Origin of the sequence: Ruegeria sp. HKCCA4633, from assembly GCF_013034605.1 — a bacterium.
Lineage (GTDB): Bacteria > Pseudomonadota > Alphaproteobacteria > Rhodobacterales > Rhodobacteraceae > Ruegeria.
Genome location: NZ_WQGJ01000003.1, coordinates 86,332 through 111,288 on the forward strand (window position 1 = coordinate 86,332; position 24,957 = coordinate 111,288).

General features: G+C 59.7%; 23 protein-coding genes. 20 read left to right on the forward strand and 3 right to left on the reverse strand.

Features of this window, described 5'->3' with window-relative positions; all coding sequences use genetic code 11:
- Positions 1 to 39 precede the first annotated feature (39 nt).
- From GOV85_RS09805 to cobJ, 7 genes are read left to right on the forward strand one after another with little or no spacing between them, the layout of a single operon-like run.
- The gene (locus tag GOV85_RS09805; protein ID WP_171177477.1) at positions 40 to 414 is read left to right on the forward strand and encodes a DUF1636 domain-containing protein; all 375 of its coding nucleotides are present in this window, start codon (positions 40 to 42) and stop codon (positions 412 to 414) included.
- A gap of 1 nt (position 415) precedes the next feature.
- A complete protein-coding gene (cobW, locus tag GOV85_RS09810; RefSeq protein ID WP_171177479.1) occupies positions 416 to 1,471 on the forward strand; it encodes a cobalamin biosynthesis protein CobW in 1,056 nt (351 codons plus the stop codon).
- A 3-nt stretch (positions 1,472 to 1,474) separates the two neighbouring features.
- Positions 1,475 to 4,768 (forward strand): cobaltochelatase subunit CobN, encoded by a 3,294-nt coding sequence (cobN, locus tag GOV85_RS09815; RefSeq protein ID WP_171177481.1) that lies wholly within the window; start codon positions 1,475 to 1,477, stop codon positions 4,766 to 4,768.
- Complete coding sequence (locus tag GOV85_RS09820; protein ID WP_171177484.1) at positions 4,765 to 5,886, forward strand: cobalamin biosynthesis protein CobG; 1,122 nt, start codon at positions 4,765 to 4,767, stop codon at positions 5,884 to 5,886. The genes cobN and GOV85_RS09820 overlap by 4 nt, the downstream gene beginning before the upstream one ends.
- The gene (locus GOV85_RS09825) at positions 5,886 to 6,515 is read left to right on the forward strand and encodes a precorrin-8X methylmutase (protein WP_171177486.1); all 630 of its coding nucleotides are present in this window, start codon (positions 5,886 to 5,888) and stop codon (positions 6,513 to 6,515) included. The genes GOV85_RS09820 and GOV85_RS09825 overlap by 1 nt, the downstream gene beginning before the upstream one ends.
- Entirely contained in the window at positions 6,512 to 7,240 is a 729-nt protein-coding gene (locus GOV85_RS09830; protein WP_171177488.1) for a precorrin-2 C(20)-methyltransferase, read from the forward strand. Before GOV85_RS09825 ends, GOV85_RS09830 begins: the two co-directional genes overlap by 4 nt.
- The gene (cobJ, locus tag GOV85_RS09835; RefSeq protein WP_171177490.1) at positions 7,237 to 8,001 is read left to right on the forward strand and encodes a precorrin-3B C(17)-methyltransferase; all 765 of its coding nucleotides are present in this window, start codon (positions 7,237 to 7,239) and stop codon (positions 7,999 to 8,001) included. The genes GOV85_RS09830 and cobJ overlap by 4 nt, the downstream gene beginning before the upstream one ends.
- On the opposite strand, the gene GOV85_RS09840 is transcribed toward cobJ, so the two are convergent.
- On the reverse strand, positions 7,992 to 8,738 hold the full coding sequence (locus GOV85_RS09840; RefSeq protein ID WP_171177492.1) for a cobalt-precorrin-6A reductase: 747 nt from the start codon (positions 8,736 to 8,738) through the stop codon (positions 7,992 to 7,994). The genes cobJ and GOV85_RS09840 overlap by 10 nt on opposite strands.
- On the opposite strand from GOV85_RS09840, the gene cbiE reads away from it, so the two are divergent.
- From cbiE to mdoH, 13 genes are all read left to right on the forward strand, one after another.
- Positions 8,737 to 9,936, forward strand: coding sequence for a precorrin-6y C5,15-methyltransferase (decarboxylating) subunit CbiE (cbiE, locus tag GOV85_RS09845; protein ID WP_171177495.1), 1,200 nt, complete (start codon positions 8,737 to 8,739; stop codon positions 9,934 to 9,936). The two genes, GOV85_RS09840 and cbiE, sit on opposite strands and share 2 nt — an antisense overlap.
- On the forward strand, positions 9,933 to 10,313 hold the full coding sequence (locus GOV85_RS09850; RefSeq protein WP_171177497.1) for a cobalamin biosynthesis protein: 381 nt from the start codon (positions 9,933 to 9,935) through the stop codon (positions 10,311 to 10,313). The genes cbiE and GOV85_RS09850 overlap by 4 nt, the downstream gene beginning before the upstream one ends.
- Positions 10,310 to 11,104, forward strand: a complete 795-nt coding sequence (gene cobM, locus GOV85_RS09855; protein ID WP_171177499.1) for a precorrin-4 C(11)-methyltransferase — start codon at positions 10,310 to 10,312, stop codon at positions 11,102 to 11,104. The genes GOV85_RS09850 and cobM overlap by 4 nt, the downstream gene beginning before the upstream one ends.
- On the forward strand, positions 11,097 to 12,413 hold the full coding sequence (locus GOV85_RS09860; RefSeq protein ID WP_171177501.1) for a cobyrinate a,c-diamide synthase: 1,317 nt from the start codon (positions 11,097 to 11,099) through the stop codon (positions 12,411 to 12,413). The genes cobM and GOV85_RS09860 overlap by 8 nt, the downstream gene beginning before the upstream one ends.
- Positions 12,410 to 13,138 carry a uroporphyrinogen-III C-methyltransferase gene (gene cobA, locus GOV85_RS09865; protein WP_171177503.1) on the forward strand — a complete coding sequence of 243 codons (729 nt, stop codon included), beginning with the start codon at positions 12,410 to 12,412 and terminating at the stop codon, positions 13,136 to 13,138. Before GOV85_RS09860 ends, cobA begins: the two co-directional genes overlap by 4 nt.
- Entirely contained in the window at positions 13,131 to 13,874 is a 744-nt protein-coding gene (gene cobF, locus GOV85_RS09870; RefSeq protein ID WP_171177505.1) for a precorrin-6A synthase (deacetylating), read from the forward strand. The genes cobA and cobF overlap by 8 nt, the downstream gene beginning before the upstream one ends.
- A 55-nt stretch (positions 13,875 to 13,929) precedes the next feature.
- Positions 13,930 to 14,418, forward strand: a complete 489-nt coding sequence (locus GOV85_RS09875) for a DUF302 domain-containing protein (protein ID WP_371810785.1) — start codon at positions 13,930 to 13,932, stop codon at positions 14,416 to 14,418.
- Between the two features lie 79 nt (positions 14,419 to 14,497).
- Positions 14,498 to 16,117, forward strand: a complete 1,620-nt coding sequence (locus GOV85_RS09880; protein WP_171177507.1) for a thiamine pyrophosphate-binding protein — start codon at positions 14,498 to 14,500, stop codon at positions 16,115 to 16,117.
- Positions 16,104 to 17,288 (forward strand): CaiB/BaiF CoA-transferase family protein, encoded by a 1,185-nt coding sequence (locus GOV85_RS09885; RefSeq protein WP_171177509.1) that lies wholly within the window; start codon positions 16,104 to 16,106, stop codon positions 17,286 to 17,288. Before GOV85_RS09880 ends, GOV85_RS09885 begins: the two co-directional genes overlap by 14 nt.
- A 179-nt stretch (positions 17,289 to 17,467) precedes the next feature.
- Positions 17,468 to 18,838, forward strand: coding sequence for a tetratricopeptide repeat protein (locus GOV85_RS09890; RefSeq protein ID WP_171177511.1), 1,371 nt, complete (start codon positions 17,468 to 17,470; stop codon positions 18,836 to 18,838).
- A gap of 28 nt (positions 18,839 to 18,866) precedes the next feature.
- Entirely contained in the window at positions 18,867 to 20,084 is a 1,218-nt protein-coding gene (locus GOV85_RS09895; RefSeq protein ID WP_171177513.1) for an OpgC family protein, read from the forward strand.
- Positions 20,081 to 21,580, forward strand: coding sequence for a glucan biosynthesis protein (locus tag GOV85_RS09900; RefSeq protein ID WP_171177515.1), 1,500 nt, complete (start codon positions 20,081 to 20,083; stop codon positions 21,578 to 21,580). The genes GOV85_RS09895 and GOV85_RS09900 overlap by 4 nt, the downstream gene beginning before the upstream one ends.
- On the forward strand, positions 21,577 to 23,448 hold the full coding sequence (mdoH, locus tag GOV85_RS09905) for a glucans biosynthesis glucosyltransferase MdoH (protein ID WP_171177517.1): 1,872 nt from the start codon (positions 21,577 to 21,579) through the stop codon (positions 23,446 to 23,448). Before GOV85_RS09900 ends, mdoH begins: the two co-directional genes overlap by 4 nt.
- On the opposite strand, the gene GOV85_RS09910 is transcribed toward mdoH, so the two are convergent.
- Positions 23,449 to 24,273 (reverse strand): PHB depolymerase family esterase, encoded by an 825-nt coding sequence (locus tag GOV85_RS09910; RefSeq protein WP_171177519.1) that lies wholly within the window; start codon positions 24,271 to 24,273, stop codon positions 23,449 to 23,451. It lies immediately after the preceding gene.
- Positions 24,270 to 24,743 (reverse strand): rhodanese-like domain-containing protein, encoded by a 474-nt coding sequence (locus tag GOV85_RS09915; protein WP_171177521.1) that lies wholly within the window; start codon positions 24,741 to 24,743, stop codon positions 24,270 to 24,272. The genes GOV85_RS09910 and GOV85_RS09915 overlap by 4 nt, the downstream gene beginning before the upstream one ends.
- Positions 24,744 to 24,957: the final 214 nt, after the last annotated feature.

Here is a 24,957-nt window from a genome sequence, read left to right on the forward strand (position 1 = left end):
CCCCGTCCCCCGCGAAGAGGATTTGGGGGGATGAGAGACATGACTGAGACCACACCGGTCGAACTGCTGGTCTGCACGACCTGCCGCCGCGGGCTGCCCATCGAAGACGATGCGCAACGCCCCGGCACTTTGCTGCACCAGGCATTGGAACAAGCCGAACTGCCTGAAGGCATCACCCTGAAACCTGTCGAATGCCTTTCGAACTGCGATCAGGGCTGTTCTATCGTGCTGCGTGGTGGTCCCGATCGCTGGACCTTCGTTTACGAGAACCTGAACGAATTAGACCATGTCGATGTAATCGTCGACGGCGCAACCAAGTATCTGGCCACCGAAGATGGCCTGGTGAAATGGCGCGAGCGCCCTGAACATTTCCGCAAAAACTGCGCCTCGCGCATTCCCCCGATTGGAGCCTGACATGTCGAATCTCGAAAAACTTCCCGTCACCGTGATCACCGGCTTTCTGGGCTCGGGAAAAACAACGCTGGTCAAACACCTGATGCAGAACCCTCAGGGCAAACGTCTGGCCGTCGTCGTCAACGAGTTTGGCGATGTGGGCGTGGATGGCGATATCCTGAAATCCTGCGCCATCCCGGATTGCCCTGCGGAAAACATCATGGAGTTGGCAAACGGTTGCATCTGCTGCACCGTCGCGGATGACTTCATCCCGACCATCGAGGCGCTGATGGCGCTGGAACCGCGCCCCGAGCATATCCTGATCGAAACCTCTGGCCTCGCCCTGCCAAAACCGTTGTTGAAGGCGTTCGACTGGCCGGATATCCGCTCAAAGATCACTGTCGATGGCGTGATCGCTCTGGCCGATGCCGAGGCCGTCGCCGCCGGTCGCTTTGCCCCGAATGTCGAAGCTGTCGATGCCCAGCGCCTCGCCGACGACTCGATCGATCACGAAACGCCGCTGTCCGAAGTGTTCGAAGATCAGATCTCGTGCGCCGACATTATCCTTCTGACCAAGCCTGATCTTGCAGGGCCCGAAGGTGTGGCCAAGGCCAAAGAAGTGATCGCCGCCGAAGCCCCTCGCCACCTGCCTGTTGTCGAAGTCGCCGAGGGCGTTGTGGATGTCCGCGTTGTACTGGGTCTGGAAGCCGCAGCCGAGGACGACATGGATGCGCGTCCGTCGCACCACGACGGTCACCACGATCACGAGCATGACGATTTCGAAAGCACCATCGTCGAGTTGCCGGAACAAACCGATCCAGCTGATCTGGTCGCCAAGATCGAACGTCTGGCGACCGAGCTGAACATCCTGCGGGTCAAAGGTTATGCGGCAGTACAGGGCAAACCCATGCGCCTGCTGGTTCAGGCTGTGGGCGCACGCGTCCGTCACCAATATGACCGCCCATGGGGACCAGAGGAAGAGCGCCGTTCGCGTCTGGTTGTTATCGCCGAGCATGACGACATCAAAGAGGCCGAAATCCACGCGATCCTCGCGGGCGTCACCGAGGCTGCCGAGTAAACCATGCACGTCGTCTTCCGCGAAAGCCACGGGCTCGAGGAAACCGAGACCCCAACCGATCTGGGCCAAAGCCCGGCGGATCTGGTTGTTTTGTCCTTCTCGGACAGCGACCTCGGCGCTTTCGCGGCGGGCTGGCATCGTGGCGGCGGAACCGAGGGGCGAATGCCGACGCTTCGATTGGCCAATTTGACCGCGCTCAAACACCCTCTGTCCGTCGACACCTATGTCGAGCAGACGTTGGACGGCGCCAAGGGCATTCTGATCCGCCTGATTGGCGGCGTGCCTTACTGGTCCTACGGCTTGCAACAGGTTCTGGCGCTGGCGCATGCTAAGGGCATCGCGCTTGCCGTTCTGCCCGCGGACGGGCGAGAGGATACGCGGCTGGATGACTACTCTACCCTGCCCGTTTCAACGCTGCGCCGTTTGGCCCATCTGTGTGACACCGGTGGTGAGGTCGCAGCGCAAGCCGCATTGGCCCAGATGGCCTTGGCAGCAGGGCTTTATGCCGGGCCGGTGATGGGCGCAAAGACCCTGCCTGAATGCGGCGCATGGTGCCCGGATCGCGGTGTAATCCCAACGGATACCGCGTTCGAAGGCGACGCAAAACGTATCGTCGTCACGTTTTACCGCGCATATCTGACGTCGGCCGACACTGCCCCAGTCGCAGCTCTGATCCGCAGTTTGCGTGCGCGCGGATTTGCGGCAGTGGGCCTGTTCGCACCTTCGCTCAAAGCGCCAACTGCTGCCGATTGGTTGCGCGAGACGCTTGGGGCGTTGACCCCCGCTGCCATCATCAACGCAACGTCCTTTTCGGGCAAAGGCGCGTCGGGCACGTCTCCGCTGGATGCCGCCAATGTGCCGGTGTTTCAGGTCGCTCTGGCCACCTCGCGCCGCAAAGCCTGGGCTGAGGCGGAACGCGGTCTCTCGCCTGCCGACCTTGCCATGCATGTTGTCTTGCCTGAGGTAGACGGACGAATTTCGGCGGGCATCGCCTCGTTCAAAGAACCGGGCAAACGCGATCCTCATCTGGAATACTCCCGCTTTGCCCATCGGGCCGAGGCCGAACGGATCGAAGCCATTATCGACCGGGTATCAGGCTGGCTGCGCCTGAACGACAAACCAAAGACGGATCAGATCCCGGCGCTTGTGCTGTCGACCTACCCCGGGAAAGACTGGCAGATGGCCCATGCGGTGGGTCTGGACGCGCTGGCATCCGCCGAGGCGATGCTGTCCGATCTCCAGAACGAAGGTTATGACACCGCGCCAGCAGAACCGATTGCCGAGACTCTTTTGGACGCTCGGATTTCATGGCCGCTGGACGAGTACTTGCAAGCGCTGACCTATCTGCCCGAGCAATTGCGAACCGACCTTCGAACGGTTTGGGGCAAATGCGAAGACGATCCGGCCTTTGCAGATGGCGCGTTTCACTTTACAGCTCTACGCCGGGGCCAAGCTCTGGTCGCGCTGCAACCCGAACGCGGAACACCGGAACTGCGCGATGACGATTATCACGACCTTTCGCGCACGCCCCGTCACAGCTATGTCGCCTTTTATTTGTGGCTGCGCAAAGGTCTTGGTGCGGACGCGCTGATCCATATTGGTGCGCATGGCACATTGGAATGGTTGCCCGGGAAGTCCGTTGCACTGTCTGCTGATTGCTGGCCCGAAGCGCTGATCCGCGACCTGCCAGTGATCTACCCCTTTATCGTCAATGACCCCGGCGAAGCCGCGCAGGCCAAGCGTCGGATCGGGGCCGTCACGCTGGGCCATATCCCACCGCCGATGAAGGAAAGCGGGACGCCGGACCGGATGGTGCGGTTGGAGTCGCTGCTGGATGAGTTCTCGAACGCAGACGGGTTAGACCCCAAGCGCCGCGACCGTTTGCAAGAAGATATTCGGGACGAAGCGCAGGCCATCGGGCTGGAAAACGATCTTGGGCTCGATCAAGCCACCTGCACAGCCGAGGCGATCACCCGGATCGACCGTTTTGTCTGTGACATCAAGGAAAGCCAATTCGGCGACGGGCTACATATCTTTGGCCGCGTGCCCGAAGTGACAGGCAATCTCGACCCAACGGCTTCGGCCCATGCCGAACGAAGTGCTCTGATCGACGCGCTCGGGGGCAAAAGGATCGAGGCTGGCCCATCCGGCTCTCCCTATCGTGGGCGGTCGGACGTGCTGCCGACAGGGCGGAACCTTTATACAACCGACCCACGCTCGGTCCCAACCCGCGCAGCATATGCGCAGGGCGTCAAACTGGCTGAAGAGCTTGTGCGCCGTCATCTGCAAGAAGAAGGCGATTACCCCAAAGGGCTGATTGTTGACCTGTGGGGCTCAGCCACCATGCGTACTGCGGGCGAAGAATTCGCCATGGCGCTGCATCTTCTGGGTGTAAAGCCTGTTTGGGACAAAGGTTCAGAGCGTGTATCTGGCATCGAGGTGCTTCCGATCACGGATCTCAGTCGCCCGCGACTGGACGTGACGTTGCGCGTGTCGGGCCTGTTCCGTGATGTGTTCCCGACCCTTTCGGCGCTGTACGGTCAGGCCGTTCGTGCGCTGTCTGCGCGCGACGAAGCGCCGGACTGGAACCCCTATGCAGGCTTGGCCCCTACGGCCCGCGTCTACGGCCCGGCGCCCGGCAGTTATGGCGTCAACATGACCCAATTGTCCGAAGTCTACACCGACGAAGCGCGCGTCCAGGCGGGCGAGGCTTGGCTGGAAGCCAGTTCTTTCGCGCTGGAAGGCGAACACATCGCACAGGACAAAGACGGTATCACCCAGCGCGTGGCCAATGCTGACAGCTTTGTTCACCTGCAGGATCTGACCGAAACCGATCTGCTGCTGGCCAATGACTACGCTACGCATGAGGCCGGATTTGCGGCAGCCAAGAAAATCACCGGTGGTAGCGTGCAGCTTTACCATCTGGACAACACAAACCCCGAAATCCCCCGCGCCCGAACCCTGCCGGAAGAGATCAGCCGTGTCGTTCACGCTCGCGCCGCAAATCCCAACTGGATCGCAGGGATGCAACGGCATGGCTTCAGGGGCGCAGCTGAAATCGCGGCGACGCTGGATCACATGGCATCCTTCGCCCATCTGTCCGGGACGGTCGCACCACATCTGTTCGATCTTTACCACGATGCCACTTTGGGCAACGAAGAAGTGGACACCTTCCTGCAAGAGGCCAATCCCCTGGCCCATCAAGCAATGCAGGACCGGTTCCGCGCGTTGCTTGAGGCCGGGCTTTGGAACACCCGTCGAAACTCGATCCGGGCGGATCTGGAGGGCCTGACATGAGCGCTCCTATCGTGCAGGGTTGGTGCCCCGGTGCCCATCGTCCAATGATGTCTGGTGACGGATTGGTCGTGCGGGTCCGGCCCCGGCTTGCACGACTGACAGCGGATCAGGCGCTGGGTCTGTGCGACCTTGCAGATCGGTTTGGCAACGGGTCGATCGACTTGACCAACCGTGCCAATCTTCAATTGCGGGGCGTGGAGGACTATGACCATCAGCCGCTGCTTAAGGAGCTTGCAGCGCTGAACCTTCTGGATGCGGAACCCGGCATCGAGGTGCGACGCAATATTCTGGTCACACCGCTGTATCAGGCTGGTGATTTGACTGCGCGCCTCACCCAGGAACTGATCGACCGGTTGGCAGAGTTGCCTGCCCTGCCCGCCAAGTTCGGCTTTGCCATCGACACCGGACCCGCGCGGCTTTTGAACGCGGATTCAGCGGATATTCGTCTGGAAACGGGCGTTGACGGCCTGATCCTGCGCGCCGATGGCTGCGAAACTGGGCGACCTGTGACCGAGGCCGACGCCATTGATCATATGATCGCGTTAGCCATGTGGTTTTCAAAGATATACACTTCCGAAACTCGCCGCATGGCGCGGGTCATCGACGCGTTGCCGCAGGAATGGCAAGGACATGCGCCGGGCCCCGTCGGCTCAAAACTGCAACCTGGCCCATGTGATCTGGGCGCGCTGTATGGTGCAGCTTTTGGATCGCTGCCTGCGCGCAAGCTTTATGATCTGATTGACGACGGCGGCGCGACTGCCCTGCGTGTCACGCCGTGGCGGCTGATCTTACTGGAAGGCGGGGCGGCGATACCCGCAACAAAGTTTGTCACGGATGCCTCTGACCCGCTGATGACCACCGACGCCTGCCCCGGCGCACCGTTCTGCCCACAGGCGCAGGTGGAAACCCGCGACATCGCCCGCGCCTTGGCCGCGCGCATACCCGGACGACTGCATGTCTCGGGATGTGCCAAGGGCTGTGCCCGGATGGGGCCTGCCGACATCACATTGGTGGGCGCAAACGGACGATTTGATCTTGTAAAACAGGGCCGCGCAGGGGATGAGCCCTGCCAGCGCGGGCTCGACCCCGAAACACTCATGACTATGGACTTCACCTGATGCCCTACACATACGAAACCGATGGCGCGGCGATCTACAAGGAAAGCTTTGCCACCATCCGGTCCGAGGCTGATCTGGCCCGTTTTGATGCCGATGAAGAGCAGGTCGCCGTCCGGATGATCCACGCTGCGGGTATGGTCGGGCTGGAAGAGTTCATTCATTTCTCGCCTGGTTTTGTGACGGATGCCCGCACGGCGTTGGAAAATGGCGCACCGATCCTGTGTGATGCTCGTATGGTCAGCGAAGGTGTGACCCGTTTCCGCCTGCCCGCCGATAACGAAGTGATCTGCACCCTGCATGACGAACGCGTGCGCCCTTTGGCCGCCGAGATGAGCAACACCCGCTCTGCTGCCGCGCTGGAACTGTGGCGTCCGCATCTGGACGGGGCATTGGTCGCCATCGGCAACGCGCCAACGGCCCTGTTCCACCTTCTGAACATGTTGGAAGACCCCGACTGCCCGCGCCCTGCCGCGATCATTGGCTGCCCCGTGGGCTTTGTCGGCGCAATGGAATCCAAGGATGCGCTGTGGGAGGCACAACCGGTGCCGTCCTGCATTGTCAAAGGTCGTCTGGGCGGCAGTGCCATCACCGTGGCAGCCGTCAACGCCATCGCAAGCCGGGCAGAATGAGCATGGGCACCATATACGGCGTGGGTCTTGGCCCCGGCGACCCGGATCTGATGAGCGTCCGGGCAGATCGTCTGTTGCGCAATGCCAAGCATGTGGCCTTTTTCCGCAAGCCGGGCCGCAGCGGTCAGGCCCGCAAGATCGTCAACGGCATGATCCCTGAAGGTGCGGTGGAATTTCCGATGGAATACCCCGTAACCACCGAGATCCCCGTCACGGACCCGCGTTACAATGAGTTGCTGGCCGCATTCTACGAGGATTGCACTGCCCATCTGAAAACACTGTCCGAACAGGGCGAAGACGTTGTGGTTCTGTGCGAGGGCGATCCGTTCTTCTATGGCTCTTTCATGCATCTTTACAACCGGTTGCGCAATGAAACTCCGGTTGAGGTTGTGCCTGCAATCACCGGCATGTCCGGTGCGTGGACCGCGACAGGTGACCCGATCACATGGGGTGATGACGTGTTGACCGTGCTGGTTGGCACCTTGCCGGAAGACACTTTGGCCGAGCGTATGGCGCAAACTGATGCGCTCGTTGTGATGAAGATCGGGCGGAACATCGAGAAGGTGAAGCGGGCTTTGAAAACCTCAGGCCTCTATGACCGGGCGTGGATCGTCGAATACGCACAGATGCCGAACCAAACGGTGACAAAACTGTCGGAGGCATGCGAAAAGATCACCCCGTATTTCTCGATCATCGTGGTGCATGGTCAGGGACGGCGGCCATGAGCGGTTGGGTCAAGATTGCAGGGCTGGGGCCGGGCGACGAGGCATTGGTGACACCAGAAGTCACTGCGGCGCTGGCTGAGGCCACCGATGTGGTAGGTTACATCCCGTACGTCGCGCGTGTGACCGAACGCCCTGGCCTGACCTTGCACGCAAGCGACAACCGGGTCGAAATCGACCGCTCGCAACACGCATTGCAAATGGCTGCCGAGGGCAAAAAAGTTGTCGTCGTATCCTCAGGCGACCCCGGTGTGTTTGCCATGGCCGCAGCCGTCTTTGAGGCGCTGGAGAGCGGCCCGTCTGAATGGCGCGAACTTCAGATCGATGTACTGCCGGGCATCACCGCAATGTTGGCCGCATCTGCGCGGGCGGGTGCGCCCATGGGACATGATTTCTGTGCCATAAACCTCAGCGACAATCTGAAACCGTGGTCATTAATCGAAAAGCGTCTGCGTCTGGCGGCACAGGCCGATTTCTCGATGGCCTTCTACAATCCACGCTCAAAGTCTCGTCCGGAAGGCTTTGTAAAGACATTGGAAATCCTGCGTGACGAATGCGAGCCCGAGCGCCTGATTATGTTCGCTCGCGCGGTTTCGCGGTCAGACGAGGCGATCCGAATTTCGACGCTTGCCGAAGCCACGCCCGAGATGGCGGATATGCAGACAGTGGTCATTGTGGGTTCGTCCCGCACCCGCGTGATCGAGCGCAAAGGCACACCAATCGTCTACACCCCACGTTTTACCCCTGATAAGGATCAGGGATGAGACAGCCAGTCCAGAACCTGTGCGACAGTCGTAAGCTCGGTCCGTTGCGGCAGAACCGGGCGGTCGATCATCAACACGGGCAAGCCCAGCGCGCGCGCCGCATCCAGCTTGGCCCGCGCGCCGGTGCCTCCCGCGTTCTTGGAGACGACAAGCTGCGTCCCATGGCGCTGCATCAGCGCGCGATCGTCGGCTTCGGTAAAGGGCCCTCTGGCAACGACAACTTCGGCATTCGGCAGGGGCAAGCTGTCGGGGTCATCCACCAGACGCAGCAGATAATTGTGCTGGGGCTGGGCGGCAAAATCCTCAAGATGCATGCGGCCAACGGCCAGGAAAACCCGCTGTGCGTCCCCGGACAGTGCATCGACAGCCGCCGCGATATCAGGGACGTGATGCCAGTTATCGCCGGTCTGCGGCGTCCACGCCGCGCGGGTCAGCGCGGCCAGGGGCATCTGCGTTGCCCAACACGCCTCGATCGCGTTTCGGCTCATCTGGGCCGCAAACGGATGGGTTGCGTCCACGACATGAGTGATGGCGTTGTCGCGGATGAAATCCGCCAAACCTTCCGAGCCGCCGTAACCGCCAACACGGACTGGCAAAGGCTGCGGGCGTGGCGTTTCCACCCGTCCTGCGTAGGAATAGACAGCCGTAATTCGTTGTTCCACAAAGGTTTTAGCCAAGGCGTTGGCCTCGGTCGTACCGCCCAGAAGCAACACATTGGGGATCAGGAGATTAGTCATGTCTGATGCTCCGTGGCTGACCGTTCTGGGATTGGGCGAAGATGGGCTTGATGGCCTGTCGCCAACAAGCCGTCAAGTGCTGGACCGGGCCGAAGTGATCATGGGGCCACCGCGCCACCTGTCGCTGGTGCCCGAAACCTGGGCGGAACGCATTGAATGGCCGGTGCCGTTTTCGGATGGCTTGCCGATCCTGCAAGGTTTGCGCGGGAAACAGACCGTTGTTCTGGCTTCGGGCGATCCGTTCTGGTTTGGCGCGGGCTCGGTCATTGCTCGCAATTTCGATGCCGGTGAATGGACCGCCCTGCCCGGCCAATCCACCTTTTCGCTGGCCGCTGCACGGCTCGGCTGGCCCTTGGAAAGTACTTTGACCTTTGGCCTGCACGCCGCGCCGCTGACCCGTTTGCGGCCCCATCTGGCCCCGGGTCTGCGCGCGATTCTGTTGCTGCGCGACGGAAAGGCTGTGGCGGAACTAGCAACATATTTGACTGAAACCGGTTTTGCAGATTCTTCTCTGCACGTTATGCAGGCTTTGGGCGGTCCGCGCGAAAGCTCCAAAACCGTCACTCTGACCGAGGCCCTTCTTGGCACGTTCGACCATCCCGTCTGCGTTGGCCTGGACGTCACTGGCTCAGGTCCGGCCCTGTCCAAAGCGTCTGGCAAACCCGATGACATCTTTGAAACCGACGGTCAAATCACCAAACGCCCCATCCGAGCGCTGACCCTTTCAGCGCTTGCCCCGCAACGGGGCGAACATCTGTGGGATATCGGCGGCGGCACGGGTTCAATAAGCATCGAATGGCTGATGTGTGATCCGACCCTTTCCGCAACGTGTTTCGAGCCCCGTGCTGACCGGGCCGAGCGTATCCGCCGAAATGCAGATACGTTGGGGCAGGATCGATTGAATGTAGTACACGGAACCGCACCAGAAGCGCTGTCCGGTGTCGACCTGCCGGATGCCGTTTTCATCGGCGGAGGGTTGAGCGCCAATCTGCTGGCGTGGCTGCGCGATGCGCTTCCCAAAGACACACGTCTTGTCGCCAATGCGGTCACATTGGAAAGCGAGGCCCTGCTGGCACGTTGGCACGAAGACTTGGGCGGTGACCTGCTTCGGATAGAACTTGCACAATCAGCCCCGCTGGGACCAAGGCGCGGCTGGAAATCCGCCTATCCGGTGGTGCAGTGGAGCGTGACGCTATGATCGTTGCTGGCCTCGGTTTCTCCTCTTCTGCGACAGCCGACAGCTTGCGTGAAGCGTTTGACGCGGCGACTGCGAACCATGATGTGGCAGCCTTAGCGACTGTCGCCGACAAGGAAGGCCATTCAGCACTGACATCCTTTGCAGAAGAGGTGTCTCTGCCCGTGCATTTCGTTGCCGCAGCTGATCTGGCCGGGCAACGCACGCTCACTTGCTCGACCCGTAGCCGGGCCACCTATGGCACCGGAAGCGTGGCCGAAGCATCCGCATTGGCTGCCGCCGGAAAGCTTGTTGGCTCGGGCGCGCGGTTGCTCTCACCCAGACAGATTTCAGACGACCGGCTGGCGACCTGCGCCATAGCCATCGGAGGACAAACATGACCGTTCATTTCATCGGCGCCGGACCGGGCGCCGCCGACCTGTTGACACTGCGCGGGCGCGATATCATCGCATCCTGTCCTGTGTGCCTTTACGCTGGGTCTCTGGTGCCGGAAGAGATCCTGAGCCACTGCCCCGAGGGCGCAAAGATCATCAACACAGCGCCGATGGATCTGGATCAGATCATGGCCGAGATCGACGCGGCCCATAAAGCGGGTCAGGATGTGGCGCGCCTTCATTCCGGTGATCTGTCGGTCTGGTCGGCTATGGGTGAGCAAATCCGCCGCTTGAAAGAGATGGGCATCCCGGTCAGCGTCACACCGGGCGTGCCTTCGTTTGCCGCTGCCGCTGCTGCGCTGGGTACGGAACTGACGTTGCCGGGTCTGGCGCAATCCGTGGTGCTGACCCGAACACCGGGACGAGCATCCTCGATGCCCGAAGGCGAAACCTTGGAAAACTTCGCGCGCACAGGGGCGACGCTGGCTATTCACCTGTCGATCGGCAATCTGGACAAGGTCATCGCCGATCTGACACCGGCCTATGGGGCAGATTGCCCGGTAGCCGTAGTTTACCGCGCCAGCTGGCCGGATGAGCAGATCATTCGAGCAACGCTGGAGACGCTGAAAGACGCGCTGGACGAGAAAATCTCGCGCACTGCATTGATTATGGTCGGTCCGGCGCTGGCGGGCGAAGGCTTTGACGAAAGCTGCCTGTATTCAAAAGATTACGACCGCCGCTATCGCCCGCAAAGCGCAGAAAGCCCTTGGTCCAGCTGGAGCCACGGCGATGACTAACCCCCCCGGCGTTCTGATTTCAGCGCCGTCCTCCGGCACCGGCAAGACAACGGTGATGCTGGGCCTGTTGCGGGCTTTGGCCGAGGATGGTCTGACCGTGCAACCGTTCAAAAGCGGACCCGATTACATTGATCCTGCGTTCCATCGGGCGGCAGCGGGACGAGCCTCGTTCAACCTGGACAGCTGGGCGATGGGTGATCCTTTGCTGAGCGCAATTTCAGCGCAGGCCGAAGGTGCGGATATCGTTGTGGCCGAAGGTTCGATGGGGCTGTTCGACGGTGTCGCCAAGCCCGGAGAGCTGGGCCACGGGTCAAGTGCTGAAACCGCTGCGCGGATGGGATGGCCGGTGGTGCTGGTTCTGGACGTCGGCGGTCAGGCGCAATCGGCGGCAGCGACGGCGTTAGGATTCAAGTTGTACAATCCCGATCTGCCTTTTGCCGGAGTGATCCTGAACCGCTGCGCCAGCCCCCGGCACGAGCGTTTGACCCGACTGGGCATGGAACGCGCAGGATTGCCGGTACTGGGCGTGCTGCCCCGTCGCGGAGATCTGACATTGCCGGAACGGCATCTAGGTCTGATTCAGGCGGTTGAGCATCCGGATCTGGAAAGCGCAATCGTCGGCTATGCTGCGTTTCTGCGCGAACATGTTGATCTTGAGGCGATCAAGCGGGCGGCTTCCTCAGGCCCCGGCGGGCCATCGTCAGCCGCGCTGCCGCGCCCACCTGCTCAGCGGATTGCGCTGGCTCGGGATGCGGCCTTTTCGTTCACCTATCCGCACCTGTTGGAAGGCTGGCGCGCGGCTGGGGCCGAAATCCTGCCTTTCTCGCCACTGGCCGATGAAGCCCCGGCGACGGATGCCGATCTGATCTGGTTGCCCGGTGGATACCCTGAGTTGCACGCCGGAACCTTGGCCGCAGCGAACACGTTCCTGACGGGTCTGCGCAAGCATGCCGAGACCAAGCCGGTTCATGGGGAATGCGGGGGCTATATGGCGCTTGGGACAGCGCTGATCGACAAGGATGGCGTGCAGCATGAAATGGCAGGCTTACTTGGGCTTGTGACCTCTTACCAGAAGCGAAAATTCAACCTTGGGTACCGCAAGGCTGAATTGCTGGCACAGATGCCCGGTTTTGCTGAAGGCGCTGCACTGCGCGGGCACGAATTCCACTATTCTTCGATTGTGGAGCAACCTGATGCCCCGCTTGCGCGTGTGTTTGATGCAGAAGGCGCAGAAGGCCCGCAGACAGGCTCGGTGCGCGGCAATGTCACCGGCACGTTCTTTCACCTGATCGCAGAGGCCTCGGCATGAGCGGCTTTGTCTCTTTCATCGGTTCGGGCCCCGGAGACCCTGAACTGCTGACACTGAAGGCCGTGGACCGGATGCAGAAAGCGGATGCCGTGCTGTTTGATGACCTGAGCAGCGGGCCCATTCTGAGCCACGCGCGCGAGGATGCGGATCTTGTGGGGGTCGGCAAACGGGCTGGACGCCCCTCGCCCAAACAGGACCACGTCAGCCGGTTGTTGGTGGATTATGCCCAGACCGGCCAGCACGTTGTGCGGCTGAAGTCCGGCGATGGCGGGATGTTCGGGCGTCTGGAAGAAGAGCTTGTGGCCCTGCGTGAAGCAGGTATTGCCTATGAGATCATTCCTGGCATCCCCTCAGCCATTGCGGCGGCGGCTGCAGCCGGTATTCCGCTGACACGCCGTCTGACCGCACGGCGGGTACAGTTTGTCACCGGTCATGACGTCAGCGGCGAACTGCCGGACGATCTGAACCTGACTGCTTTGGCTGACCCTCAGGCCACCACCGTTGTGTTCATGGGCAAGCGCACCTTCCCGCTGCTGGTTCAAGCGTTGAATGCTCATGGCCTGCCACTGGACACTCCGGCGTTGATGGCTGAATCCGTGTCGACCCCGGATCAAAAGCTCCGGCGCGCTACCATCGGCGCGTTGGCGGATCAGTTGAAGTCCGAGATTGGCAAAGCTCCGGCGCTGATCCTGTATGGCCCACTGGCGGAGTTCGTAGATGATTGACCTAAGCCTGATCGGCATCGGCACGGGAAACCCCGATCATGTGACCTTTCAAGGGGCGAAGGCGATCCGGGCGGCGGACTTGATTCTGATTCCGCGAAAAGGGGAGAACAAAGCCGATCTGGCCGGGCTGCGCGAGGAAATCATTGCCGAAGTAACCGATACCGCGCCCCAGATCGCTTACTTCGATATCCCCAAACGCCGCGCTGACGATGGCTATTTGCGCGGAGTTGACGAATGGCACGATGCCATTGCCCTGCGCTGGCAAGAGGCTATGGATACCCACCCAACGGCACAACATGTGGCCTTGCTGATTTGGGGAGATCCGTCGCTTTATGACAGTTCGCTGCGCATCGCGTCGCGGCTGGACCCCAAACCCAACACGAAAGTGATCCCCGGCATTACTGCCTTGCATGCGCTGACTGCGGCCCACGCGATCCCGATCAATGATCTGGGTGCGCCTTATGTCGTCACAACAGGCCGCCGCATTCGGGATGAAGGGTGGCCCGCAACCGGCTCAAAAGTAGCGGTTATGTTAGATGGAGAATGCTCGTTCCAATCCCTTGAGATGGCGGAATTCGACATCTGGTGGGGCGCGTATGTGGGTATGAAAGAAGAGCTGCTGATCAGCGGTCCGCTGGATCAGGTCGCGCAGCGGATTCTGGACACCCGAGCCAAAGCCCGCGCCGATCACGGCTGGATCATGGATATCTACCTGTTAAAGAAGCGCGCCGCATAAAAGCGCGAGCCGAACACGGGTTTGTGACTGCGCTACACGGCCAAGTCTGGCACACATGATTCAGCAAGTTTTCGGAGACGTGATGATGAAAGCGCTCATACCCCTGTTCTGCCTGATCGCTTTGCCCGTCTGGGCACAAGACATACCCAAGGGTTGGGTCGTACACCCATCAGACAAGCCCTATGCCGAACTGGTCGATGCCACCAAAGCCGCCATCAAGGAAAACGGGTTGATCGTCGTAACTCAGGCTGGCCCCACCAAGGCGGCGGCTGCGCGCGGGATCACCATTCCGGGCAACCGGGTGATCGGGGCCTTTAACAATGACTATGCAGTGCGGGTGCTTGAAACCTCGACCCATGCGATGATCGAAGCGCCCATCCGCTTTTATGTCACCGAAAACGAGGACGGCTCTGCCACTCTGTCCTACAAAACTCCCAGCTTTGTTTTTGCCCCATACGCATCGGAAGGTGGGCAAGCCTTGCTGGACATTTCCGCAGAACTTGACACAAAGTTTCAATCTGTCGCCGAAGACGCAGTCAAATAGTCACACTGGCGTGAACCGGCTTGCGTCTGTGGGCGTCCTCCGCAATCTGCTTTGAAACGGTTATTTCGGAGCATGACTGATGCAGGACTCTTCGCCCCGCGCTGCGGATCTTCTGGCCCAACGACTGTACGAAGCGGGGTGCCGCCACGCATTTGGGATGCCAGGGGGTGAGGTTCTTACGCTGGTGGACGCACTAGAGAAGGCAGGCATCACCTTCCATCTGACCAAGCATGAAAATTCTGCCGGGTTTATGGCAGAGGCGGTGCATCACCGCGATGGCGCACCTGCGATATTGGTGGCCACACTTGGTCCGGGAGCGATGAACGGTATCAACGTCGTTGCAAATGCGCTACAGGACCGCGTGCCCATGATCGTTCTGACCGGATGTGTCGACGCAGATGAGGCCCTGACCTACACGCATCAGGTCATGGACCACGCCCAAGTATACCGCTCGATCACCAAGGGTACCTTCACGCTGACCGCCAACGGCGCGGACGTGGTGGCCGACAAGGCGGTATCGCTGGCCATGCAGCCGCGCCCCGGCCCGGTTCATGTTGATGTACCTATCTCGGTTGCTGAAACGCCAGTGATCGGTGTGAAACGCCGCCGTCTTGCCAAGGTCGCGCCAGTAAGCCCGGGGGGGGAGTGTCTGGAAAAGGCCCGCCGATGGGTGGCCGAGGCCGAGCGCCCAATTGCCATCATCGGTCTGGATGTCCTCTATGATGACTCGCGCAGTGTGGTGCAGGCGTTTTTGGAACATTTTGGCATTCCCTTCGTGACGACCTACAAAGCCAAAGGCGTGGTGCCCGAGGATCACCCCCTGTGTCTGGGCGGTGCGGGCCTGTCTCCTTTGGCGGACAAACATCTGGTGCCGCTGGTCGAACAATCCGATTTGGTGCTGTGCCTGGGCTATGACCCGATCGAAATGCGGCCCGGTTGGCGCGAGATTTGGGATCCCGAAACCAAGCGCGTCATCGACATCTCTGCCGTGGTGAACGATCATTACATGCATCAGGCGGGTCTAAACCTTGTTGCCGATACAGGCGAAACGCTGGAAGCCATCGCCAAAGGCAACCCCGCCCGTACAACTTGGCCAAATGGCGAGCCCTCACAGGTCAAAACTGCTTTGGCAGAGGCTTTCCCAAATGACGAATCCTGGGGACCGGCGGCAGTCATTGCTGAAACCCGGGCGGTTTTGCCCCCTGAAACTCTGGCAACCGCAGATAGCGGCGCACATCGTATTTTGCTGAGTCAGATGTGGGGGTGCAGTGAAGAGCGCGGGCTGATCCAGTCTTCGGCGCTGTGTACTATGGGCTGCGCGGTTCCGATGGCCATCGGCCTGAAACTGGCCGAACCTCAACGCCCGGTCATCAGCTTCTCAGGCGATGCCGGTTTTCTGATGGTGGCTGGTGAATTGTCGACCGCCGCCGAAATGGGAGGCAACCCGATCTTTTTGGTCTTTGTGGATGCAAGCCTTGCTCTGATCGAACTGAAACAGCGTCAAAGACAAATGGGCAACAAGGGCGTGGACTTTGGCCACCATGATTTCGCGGCCATGGGCCGAGCCTTTGGTGGGAATGGCCAAACCGTTCGCAACAGGGCAGAGTTGCGCGCAGCGTTGGAAGCTGCTGTAAAGGCCGAGACATTTACCGTCATTGCTGCTGAAATTGAGCGCGGAGGTTATGATGGCCGCATCTGAAGGCCCCCTGAACGGCGTCAAGGTTCTGGATCTTAGCCGGATTCTGGCAGGGCCCACATGCACGCAGTTGCTTGGCGATCTGGGCGCAACCGTCATCAAGATCGAAAACCCCGCCACAGGCGGCGACGACACAAGACAATGGGGTCCACCCTATGTGACAGATGCCCAGGGCAACCGCTCGGACCTAAGTGCGTATTTCATGTCAGCCAACCGCAACAAGAAATCCGTCGCTCTGGATATCGCCAAAGCCGAAGGCCAGGCGGAAATTCGGCGGCTGGCGTCACATGCGGATATACTTATCGAAAATTTCAAGCCCGGCGGGCTGGCGAAATACGGTCTCGACTACGCCACCCTGTCGCAAGAGTTTCCCGATTTGGTCTACTGCTCAATATCGGGCTACGGACAGACAGGCCCCAATTCCAGCAAGCCCGGCTACGATCTGATGGCACAGGGCTATGGTGGGATCATGTCACTGACCGGCGATCCGGAAGGTGCGCCCATGAAAGTTGGCGTCGGAATCGCAGATGTGATGTGTGGTATGTACGCAACCGTCGGCATCCTTGCCGCACTACGTCACCGCGACCTGACTGGCGAAGGGCAGCAGATTGATCTGGCTTTGGTGGATGCTCAGATCGCGTGGCTGATCAATGAAGGCGTAAATTATCTGACTTCAGGCGATGTCCCGCAGCGGCGCGGCAACGGGCACCCGAATATCGTACCCTACGACGTCTATGAAACCGCTGACGGGCACGTCATTCTCGCGGTTGGAAATGACGGTCAGTTCAGAAAACTCTGCAGCTTTATCGAAAGAGCAGAACTGGCAGACGACCCCAGATTTGCAACCAATCCAGCCCGTTTGGAAAATCGAGATGCGCTGAACGCGGTTCTTCGTCCTGCGGTTAAAACGTTGAGCACACAGGCCGTTATTTCTGGATTTGAAGCCGTCAAAGTTCCTGTTGGTCCGGTTCAGACGCTTGATCAGGTCTTTGATACTGAACAGGTGGCCGCGCGGCAGATGCAGATCGCAATGCAAGCCCAACCTGGTCAGGTCAACCTGATCGGGAATCCACTCAACTTGTCTCGTACGCCTGTAACATATCGCAGCGCGCCACCGGTCTGCGGGGCGGATACTCAGGCGGTTCTGAGCGCCGAAAACCCTTTCGAAGATTGAAATACTTGCACATTTAGGCAGCAACTCGCTGAAACATGCTCTTGAATCGGCGGTTTTTTTCGCCTTTTTCGCACACGGCATTTCACCAATTCGAGAGCAGGGTCGATACTGTTACGCCCCTCCCTCACACTCTGTTACATCGAACAGTGTGAAGTACCGCAATCAGATTGGACCAAAGTATGAAACAAGACGTTTTTGGACAGATGAACACCCTGACGCAGCCAGCGGCTGTGGATGCATGGAATGGTGTTCTGCTTGGGTTCATGGCGCATGCGGCAGTCACGCCCCAACATCTGGGCAAGGTGCTTGAGCTTGAGCCCGACTTTGCGCTGGGTCATGCGGTCAAAGGTCTGTTCATGGCTCTGCTGGGTCGGCGCGAGATGATGGCGGTCGCGGTAGAGGCTCTGGCTGCGGCCAATGCCGCGTCCGAGCGGCAACCGATTTCGGCCCGAGAGCAGCTGTACGTAGACTCGTTGGCGCTGTTTCTGACAGGCCAACAGACGCAGGCGGTTCAGAAATTCGAAGCCATTCTGCGCGAACACCCGCAGGACACATTGGCGATGAAACTGAGCCATGCGACACGATTCGTACTGGGTGATGCCGATGGGATGCGCCGGTCGATTGAACGCGTGATGCCATCCTATGATCCCGACCATCCCGGTCGGGGTTATCTGTTGGGCTGCCACTCCTTTGCGCTGGAGGAAACTGGTGCCTACGAAAAAGCCGAGATCGCTGGCCGTCAGGCGTTGTGGATGGTTTCGGATGATGCGTGGGGTCTGCACGCGGTGGCCCATGTTCATGAGATGACCGGCAACGCACAGCTGGGTCTGGATTGGTTGGCCGGACGCGAAGACGCCTGGGCGCACTGTAACAATTTCCGCTATCACGTCTGGTGGCACAAAGCCCTGATGCATCTTGATCTGGGCCAGGTCGATCAGGTGATGGAGCTGTATGACGCCCATATCCGCAAGGATAAAACCGACGACTACCGCGACATTTCGAATGCAACCTCGCTGTTGTCTCGGCTTGAGCTTGAGGGCGTAAATGTTGGAAACCGCTGGGAAGAACTGGCTGATCTGAGTGCTGCGCGCACCGAAGATGGCTGCCTGATCTTTGCGGACCTGCATTACCTGCTGGCCTTGACGGGCGATAACCGCGCCGATTCCACCGCCAAGATGCTGAGCCGGATGAACCGTGATGCCGCCCAAGCCAATGATGACGCCACCCGTCGTATGGCTGATCCGGGTGTTTCAGCAGCCATGGGATTGGAAGCCTTCGGAGACGGCCATTATGGCACCGCCTTCGATCACCTGCTGACGGCGCGTGGATCGATGCAACTGGCCGGTGGCAGCCACGCGCAACGTGATGTATTTGAACGCATTACCATCGATTCTGGCCTGCGCGCCGGACGCCTGGACGCGGTCGAGCGCATTCTGGACGACCGTCGTGCCAAACGCGCCGGAGGCGAAGACAATTACGCCGTCGCGCGCCGTGCCCTGATCGACGCGGCCCGAGACAGCGGCGACGTTCAAAGCGTTCCCGCAGAATAACAAGACGACCAAGAAGGACAGAAAACGTATGGCGACCATATCGCCCGCTTCTGATTTTGCATCTGCATCGGCCCCGGCCGCAGCTCCTGCCCGCACGCGTGATCCGCGATTGGATTTCTATCGCGGCATCGCGATGTTCATCATTCTGATTGCCCATATTCCCAACGATCCCTGGGCCAGGTGGATACCCGCGCGGTTCGGTTATTCAGACGCGACCGAGATCTTTGTGTTCTGTTCGGGCATGGCCTCGGCCATTGCTTTTGGCGGCGCATTTCTGCGCAAAGGTTGGTGGATGGGAACAGCGCGTGTCGCCTTCCGTATCTGGCAGGTCTACTGGGCGCATATCTGCCTGTTCTTCTTTGTAGCCATGACCATGGCCGCGCTAGATCAGACAGGGTGGTTTGAAAAGACCTATATCTCATCCCTCAACCTGCAGCATTTCTTCAACGATCCGGCCCCGCAGATGGTTGGAATTTTTACGCTGACTTATGTGCCAAACTACTTTGACATCCTGCCGATGTATCTGGTGGTCCTGGCGCTGATGCCGCTGTACATGGCGCTCTACCGTGTCAGTTTCTGGCTGATGGCAGCGGTTTGCGTGGCGATCTGGTTTATCGCTCAGACCGGTGCGCTGGCATTGCCGGCCGAACCGTGGTCAGACCGTCAGTGGTTCTTCAATCCATTTGGTTGGCAGCTGCTTTTCTTCACAGGGTTCGCTTTTATGCGCGGCTGGATTCCCGCCCCGCCGATATCAAGGGCACTGATCTGGGCGGCAATCGCCTTTGTTGTCTTGTCGGCTCCGTTCGGGTCGTGGAAGGTCTTTACCTGGATCAACACTGCCGCGCCCGAGCTTGGCGCTGTGATCCGCAAGGGCTGGCCCCTGACTGAAGAGCTGCGCGGCAAAACCGAGTTCGGCCTTCTGCGCTATGTCCACTTCCTGTCACTGGCCTATCTGGGCTGGGTTGCAGCCGGTGAACACGGCCATCGCCTGATCGCAACCGGCCACAGCATGGGCGCGCGTGTCTGGCAATTCCTGCTGGCAGTTATCACAAAGGTCGGTCAGCAATCCCTTGCCGTCTTTGTGTTTTCCATGGCCGCAGCCCGCTTGATCGGCGTGGCGCTAGACCAATCTGGGCGGGATGTTGCCAGTGTCTTTATCGCCAACATGATTGGCTTTGCGATGATCATCGGCGTGGCCTATCTGGCCGCGTGGTTCAAGTCACAACCCTGGAAGACAAAGAAATGAACTTTACCCGTCGCGCATTCCTCGTCTCGACGACCGCCTTGGCCTTTGCCCCGTCTGCCTATGCAACGGGCGGTGAGGTTCCGTTTGACCGCGACTATGTGATCAAAATGGCCCGCGACCTAGCCAGCCGCCCCTATGCAGAACGCGAGATGGTGCCGCAGGAATGGCAGGATCTGACCTATCAGCAGTACCGCTCGATCCGGTTCAGGCTGGATCGTGCTCTATGGTACGAAACCGAAACGCCGTTCAACGTCGATTTCTTCACGCCGGGTCTGTATTTCCCGCGCACTGTCAAAGTGGAAACGGTTGAGAATGGCATGACCACGCCGGTCGCATTCGATCTGGCGATGTTCGATAAATCCGAAGACGTGCCACAACTGCCGATCGACGATACGCTGGGTTTTTCGGGCTTGCGCCTTCGGACCGAGATGCACCGCCCCGGCAAGACAGATGAATTCTGCGTCTGGCAGGGAGCCAGCTATTTCCGCGCCATCGGCCTGCACGAGGTTTATGGCCTGTCCGCGCGTGGTCTGGCGCTGAAAACCGGCGATCCGGATGGTGAGGAGTTCCCCGAATTCATCCGCTTCTGGCTGGAACGTCCCGCACCCGGCCAGCGTAATATGGTCGTCCACGCGCTGATGGACAGCCCCAGCGTGACCGGTGCCTATCGGTTCAACGTTACCGCAGGTGCAGACTGCATCATGGATGTTGAGGCAACGCTGTTCCCGCGCGAAGATCTGTCTCATGTCGGTATCGCACCGGGAACGTCGATGTTCCTGTTCGATCAGACCAACCACAGCCGGTTCGACGATTTCCGCCCGGCGGTTCATGACAGCGACGGGCTGCTGATCCGCAATGGCGCAGGCGAAGTTCTGTGGCGGCCGCTAGCCAATCCGACCCGTCTGCAAATTTCGTCTTTTGTGGACACGAACCCACGTGGTTTCGGTCTGATGCAACGCAAGCGCGAGTTTTCGGATTACGCAGACCTTGAGGCCAACTATCACAAACGTCCCGGCCTGTGGGTCGAACCCAACCAGGATTGGGGCAAAGGCACCGTGACGCTGGTTGAAATCCCGGCAGATCAGGAAATCTATGACAACATCGTCGCCTATTGGCGCCCATCAGAGCCCTATGCGGCGGGCAGTCAAGTCGACCTGTCCTATCGCCTGATCTGGGGGGAAGAACCCCAACGCACTCCAATGCCACGTGTCATCAACAGCGCGATGGGCGAAAATACCTTTGGTGAGGGTCGTCTGGCAGTGATCGACTTTGAAGACAGTGAACTGTTCGAGGACATCGACGCGATCTCGATCTTTGTTGACTCGCCTCATGCCGAAACTTCTGAAGGTGTTCTGCAACGCAATCCCGATACCGGTGGTCTGCGTCTGGCCTTTTCTTTCCAGCCCGAAGATCGCAATCATGTCGAACTGCGCGCTCAGCTTCTGAAAGACAAACAGCCTGCCTCTGAGGTCTGGCTTTACCGTTGGACCACATGAGCCGCGATCTGCATATCATGCCGCCAGAAGCCCCTCTGGCGATGCCCGCGCAGAACTTCAGCGCGCGGTTCCGGGATGCGGATGCGCCTTCCGGCAAGCGCGGCTCGTCGGCTGGGTTCTGGCGTGCTTTGGCGTTTTCCCCGGCAATGGCGGCAACACTGGGTCTGCTCTGGGTGATGAGTGACTGGTTCAGCGCCGAGGGGATCAATCTGGTCGAAGCGATACTGCTGGCGCTGATCTCGTTCAACTTTTTCTGGATCACTTTCACGGTTTGCACGGTGCTTTTGGGTATGGTGTCCCTGTCTAGGCAGGACCGTCCCCAAAAGAGCCATCGCGCGCAGCCGCTGCGTGTGGCCTTGCTGACCCCGGTTTACAACGAGGTGCCGTGGAACGTACTGGGCAACGCCCGCACCATGCTTGAAGATTTACAAACCCGTGGTGGGCGGCACCACTATGCCATGTTCATTTTGTCGGACACGCGGGACCCCGAGATAGCAGCGCAGGAACAGGCCAGTGTCGAGGCGTTGCGCACCACTTTGGCACCGGGGCTGGAGTTGTACTATCGACGCCGTGAACAGAATACTGACCGAAAGGTAGGCAATATCGCCGATTGGGTGAGCCGCTGGGGTGCGGACTGGGATGCGATGCTGGTGCTGGATGCCGACAGCCTGATGACCGGACGCGCGATCTATCGTCTGACCGATGCGTTGGCGCGTGATCCCGGTGCGGGATTGATTCAAAGCTACCCGCAGCTCATTGGCGCGCAGTCAGTTTTTGCCCGGATGCAGCAATTCGCCAACGGTGTCTATGGTATCGCCTTTGCCGAAGGTCTGGCGCGCTGGTGCGGGCAAGAAGGCAACTATTGGGGCCACAACGCCATCATCCGCACCAAGGCTTTTGCCACAAGCGCTGGCCTGCCCAAGCTGCGTTCATTCAGCGGTCAGGACAAGCTGATCATGAGCCACGATTTTGTCGAGGCGGGATTGCTGCGCCGCGCGGGTTGGGCCGTGCGCTTTCTGCCGCGTATTCGCGGATCATACGAAGAAACACCACCCACCCTCATCGATCATGCCATGCGGGACCGCCGCTGGTGTCAGGGCAACCTGCAACACCTGAAACTGCTGGGGTCAACCGGGTTCCGCGCTGTGTCGCGCTTTCACATGTTCCATGGCGCCATCGGATATCTGATGTCACCCTTGTGGTTCGCACTGCTCTTGATGTGGGCGCTGATTGGTCAAGGTCAGGACGCATCCGTCCTACACTATTTCAGCCCTGACAATCCGCTGTTCCCCCAATGGCCCGAGATGTCGGAAACCCGTCATGTGCTGATTATTCTGGTCATGTACGCCATGCTGCTGGCCCCCAAAGTGCTGGGTGTTTTGGCTCTGCCACTCAGCGGTGTGCGCTATTCCGACTTTGGTGGTGCGCGCAAGTTTCTGACGTCGTTCCTGGCCGAGGTTCTACTTTCTATTCTGTACGCGCCTATTCTGATGGTGCAGCAGATGATTGCGGTCTTCCGCACGGCCTTTGGCATCCAACGCGGCTGGTCTCCGCAAGCCCGCGATGGCGGCAGCTATGGGCTCGGTACGTTGGTGCTGTGCCACGCATTGGAAACGATCAGTGGCATCGCGCTGAGCGTCGGTATCCTGTCCGGTCTGGTTTCGATCTGGTTGGCCCCGATTGCCATTAGCCTCGCGCTGGCCATACCGCTTTCGGCCCTCAGCGGTGTTTCGGCAAGCGCGGCCCGGAGAATGGTCGGAATGCGCGAAGACTTCAGCGAACCCGCCATCACTCGATCAGCCCGCCGTTATCGGGATGAGTTGAAGCGGTTGGTCGAAGGCAAAGGCAACATGACCCCGGCAGAATAATCAGCTGCCGGGTAACCCCTCGTACCAATCGACGATCATGTCTGCCCAACCGGCAGGAACATTGTGCCCCCCGGGAAACAGCGCGAATTCTAACGCGCTGCCTTCGGCGCAACCGGTCCAGCGGCGACGCATGAAGTCGTCCGTCACAGTGAAACTGCTTGGTTTGTGATCGACGCAGCCATTGGCTTCACGCCAGATTTCAAGCCCGGCAAAGATGTCGCCTTGTTGAAAGCGCCCACCGCCCAGCAATCGCCCTTCAAGCGGTACGACATTGTCTGTCCAACCGTGGGTGTGGAACATGCGGATCGGGCCTTCACATGTCTCAGGATGCGGACGCCAGAACCCTCCGGACACCGGTACGTAAGCGGAGAATGTATCCGGTGCGTCACAGGCCAGGTAGTTGACCATAAAGCCGCCTGCCGAAAATCCACCCAGCAGAACCCGATCAGGATCGACGCCAAACCGGTCTGCGGCATCTTGCATGACTTCGGTCAGAAAGGCGGTTTCGTCCCGATCACCAAAACCCGGATAAAAGTTCCAGCTTTTGGTGCCGCCACGGTCCGGTCGCTCCAAACCCTCAGGCGCCATAACCGCATAGCCACGCTTCAGCAGAGGTTCGACCATCGAGCGATTGCGCATCGTGCCCGATCCGCTGCCACCATAGCCGTGCAGGAACACCACCATCGGAGGGTTGTCCCCCTCGGGCAGCTCAAGATGATACGCGCCCATCGGTGTTTCGCAAACCATGTCTTGACCGGCGCATCCGGCCCAAGCGGCCTGCCCGGCGGCGGCAATGAGTGCCGCCAGACTAAGTGTTCGGATCATCCTGCATCCTCGTTAAACTTTCGAACCGGCAGCCCGGCCCTGACCCAACCCGGGCCTGCGGCCGAGCCCAGCATACCCTCGGGCACGTCAATGATCTGGGTAAAACCCGCTGCAATAAGTTGGTTGCTCAAACGCGCTGAGCGCACCCCCCGCGCACATATGAGCGCCACTGGCGTATCCAGCCTCCCACCGGTCATCTGCTGCAAGGTCTCAACGAAGTCTTCGCGCCGCATATCAAGCGGCGATGCACCTTCGCCAATGCCCGATGCGCGCCATTCCCGCGGAGTTCGTATGTCGACCAACAGTATTTTTCCTTCGCGGGCCTGTTCATGCGCCATTTCAACGCTGATCCGCCCGCCGCCGTGATCTTCTGGGATCAAACGATATTCCCGGATCGCAAAGCCCGCGGCGATCGCGACACCACCGCCGATCAACACCCACCTTCGGGTTCGGTTCACTTTTTCGATCACCGATAGCCTCCTGTTCGATGCCCATTCATCTAGCACATTTGGGTGGAAACGGATGCCTTAAAACCTATGCACAGGATCAAGATTGCGTCATTTTTTCACAGGGCTACCGTACAGTTAAATGTTTCGCTAGTTATCAGTGAAGAAGTTACAAAATCTGGACAGCCTAGGAAATATCTTTACAAAATAGGCTTCATCCTGACCGCTCAGACCGGAG

Excerpts from the sequence above, each read along its gene's own strand:
- cobJ (WP_171177490.1), top strand. The coding sequence starts at position 7,237 with ATGAGCGGTTGGGTCAAGATTGCAGGGCTGGGGCCGGGCGACGAGGCA.
- GOV85_RS09850 (WP_171177497.1), top strand. The coding sequence starts at position 9,933 with ATGATCGTTGCTGGCCTCGGTTTCTCCTCTTCTGCGACAGCCGACAGC.
- GOV85_RS09805 (WP_171177477.1), top strand. The coding sequence starts at position 40 with ATGACTGAGACCACACCGGTCGAACTGCTGGTCTGCACGACCTGCCGC.
- GOV85_RS09840 (WP_171177492.1), bottom strand. The coding sequence starts at position 8,738 with ATGACTAATCTCCTGATCCCCAATGTGTTGCTTCTGGGCGGTACGACC.
- cobW (WP_171177479.1), top strand. The coding sequence starts at position 416 with ATGTCGAATCTCGAAAAACTTCCCGTCACCGTGATCACCGGCTTTCTG.
- cobA (WP_171177503.1), top strand. The coding sequence starts at position 12,410 with ATGAGCGGCTTTGTCTCTTTCATCGGTTCGGGCCCCGGAGACCCTGAA.
- GOV85_RS09890 (WP_171177511.1), top strand. The coding sequence starts at position 17,468 with ATGAAACAAGACGTTTTTGGACAGATGAACACCCTGACGCAGCCAGCG.
- GOV85_RS09910 (WP_171177519.1), bottom strand. The coding sequence starts at position 24,273 with ATGATCCGAACACTTAGTCTGGCGGCACTCATTGCCGCCGCCGGGCAG.
- GOV85_RS09895 (WP_171177513.1), top strand. The coding sequence starts at position 18,867 with ATGGCGACCATATCGCCCGCTTCTGATTTTGCATCTGCATCGGCCCCG.
- GOV85_RS09825 (WP_171177486.1), top strand. The coding sequence starts at position 5,886 with ATGCCCTACACATACGAAACCGATGGCGCGGCGATCTACAAGGAAAGC.
- GOV85_RS09875 (WP_371810785.1), top strand. The coding sequence starts at position 13,930 with ATGATTCAGCAAGTTTTCGGAGACGTGATGATGAAAGCGCTCATACCC.
- GOV85_RS09820 (WP_171177484.1), top strand. The coding sequence starts at position 4,765 with ATGAGCGCTCCTATCGTGCAGGGTTGGTGCCCCGGTGCCCATCGTCCA.
- cobF (WP_171177505.1), top strand. The coding sequence starts at position 13,131 with ATGATTGACCTAAGCCTGATCGGCATCGGCACGGGAAACCCCGATCAT.
- cobN (WP_171177481.1), top strand. The coding sequence starts at position 1,475 with ATGCACGTCGTCTTCCGCGAAAGCCACGGGCTCGAGGAAACCGAGACC.
- GOV85_RS09885 (WP_171177509.1), top strand. The coding sequence starts at position 16,104 with ATGGCCGCATCTGAAGGCCCCCTGAACGGCGTCAAGGTTCTGGATCTT.
- GOV85_RS09830 (WP_171177488.1), top strand. The coding sequence starts at position 6,512 with ATGAGCATGGGCACCATATACGGCGTGGGTCTTGGCCCCGGCGACCCG.
- GOV85_RS09900 (WP_171177515.1), top strand. The coding sequence starts at position 20,081 with ATGAACTTTACCCGTCGCGCATTCCTCGTCTCGACGACCGCCTTGGCC.
- mdoH (WP_171177517.1), top strand. The coding sequence starts at position 21,577 with ATGAGCCGCGATCTGCATATCATGCCGCCAGAAGCCCCTCTGGCGATG.
- cbiE (WP_171177495.1), top strand. The coding sequence starts at position 8,737 with ATGTCTGATGCTCCGTGGCTGACCGTTCTGGGATTGGGCGAAGATGGG.
- GOV85_RS09860 (WP_171177501.1), top strand. The coding sequence starts at position 11,097 with ATGACTAACCCCCCCGGCGTTCTGATTTCAGCGCCGTCCTCCGGCACC.
- cobM (WP_171177499.1), top strand. The coding sequence starts at position 10,310 with ATGACCGTTCATTTCATCGGCGCCGGACCGGGCGCCGCCGACCTGTTG.
- GOV85_RS09880 (WP_171177507.1), top strand. The coding sequence starts at position 14,498 with ATGCAGGACTCTTCGCCCCGCGCTGCGGATCTTCTGGCCCAACGACTG.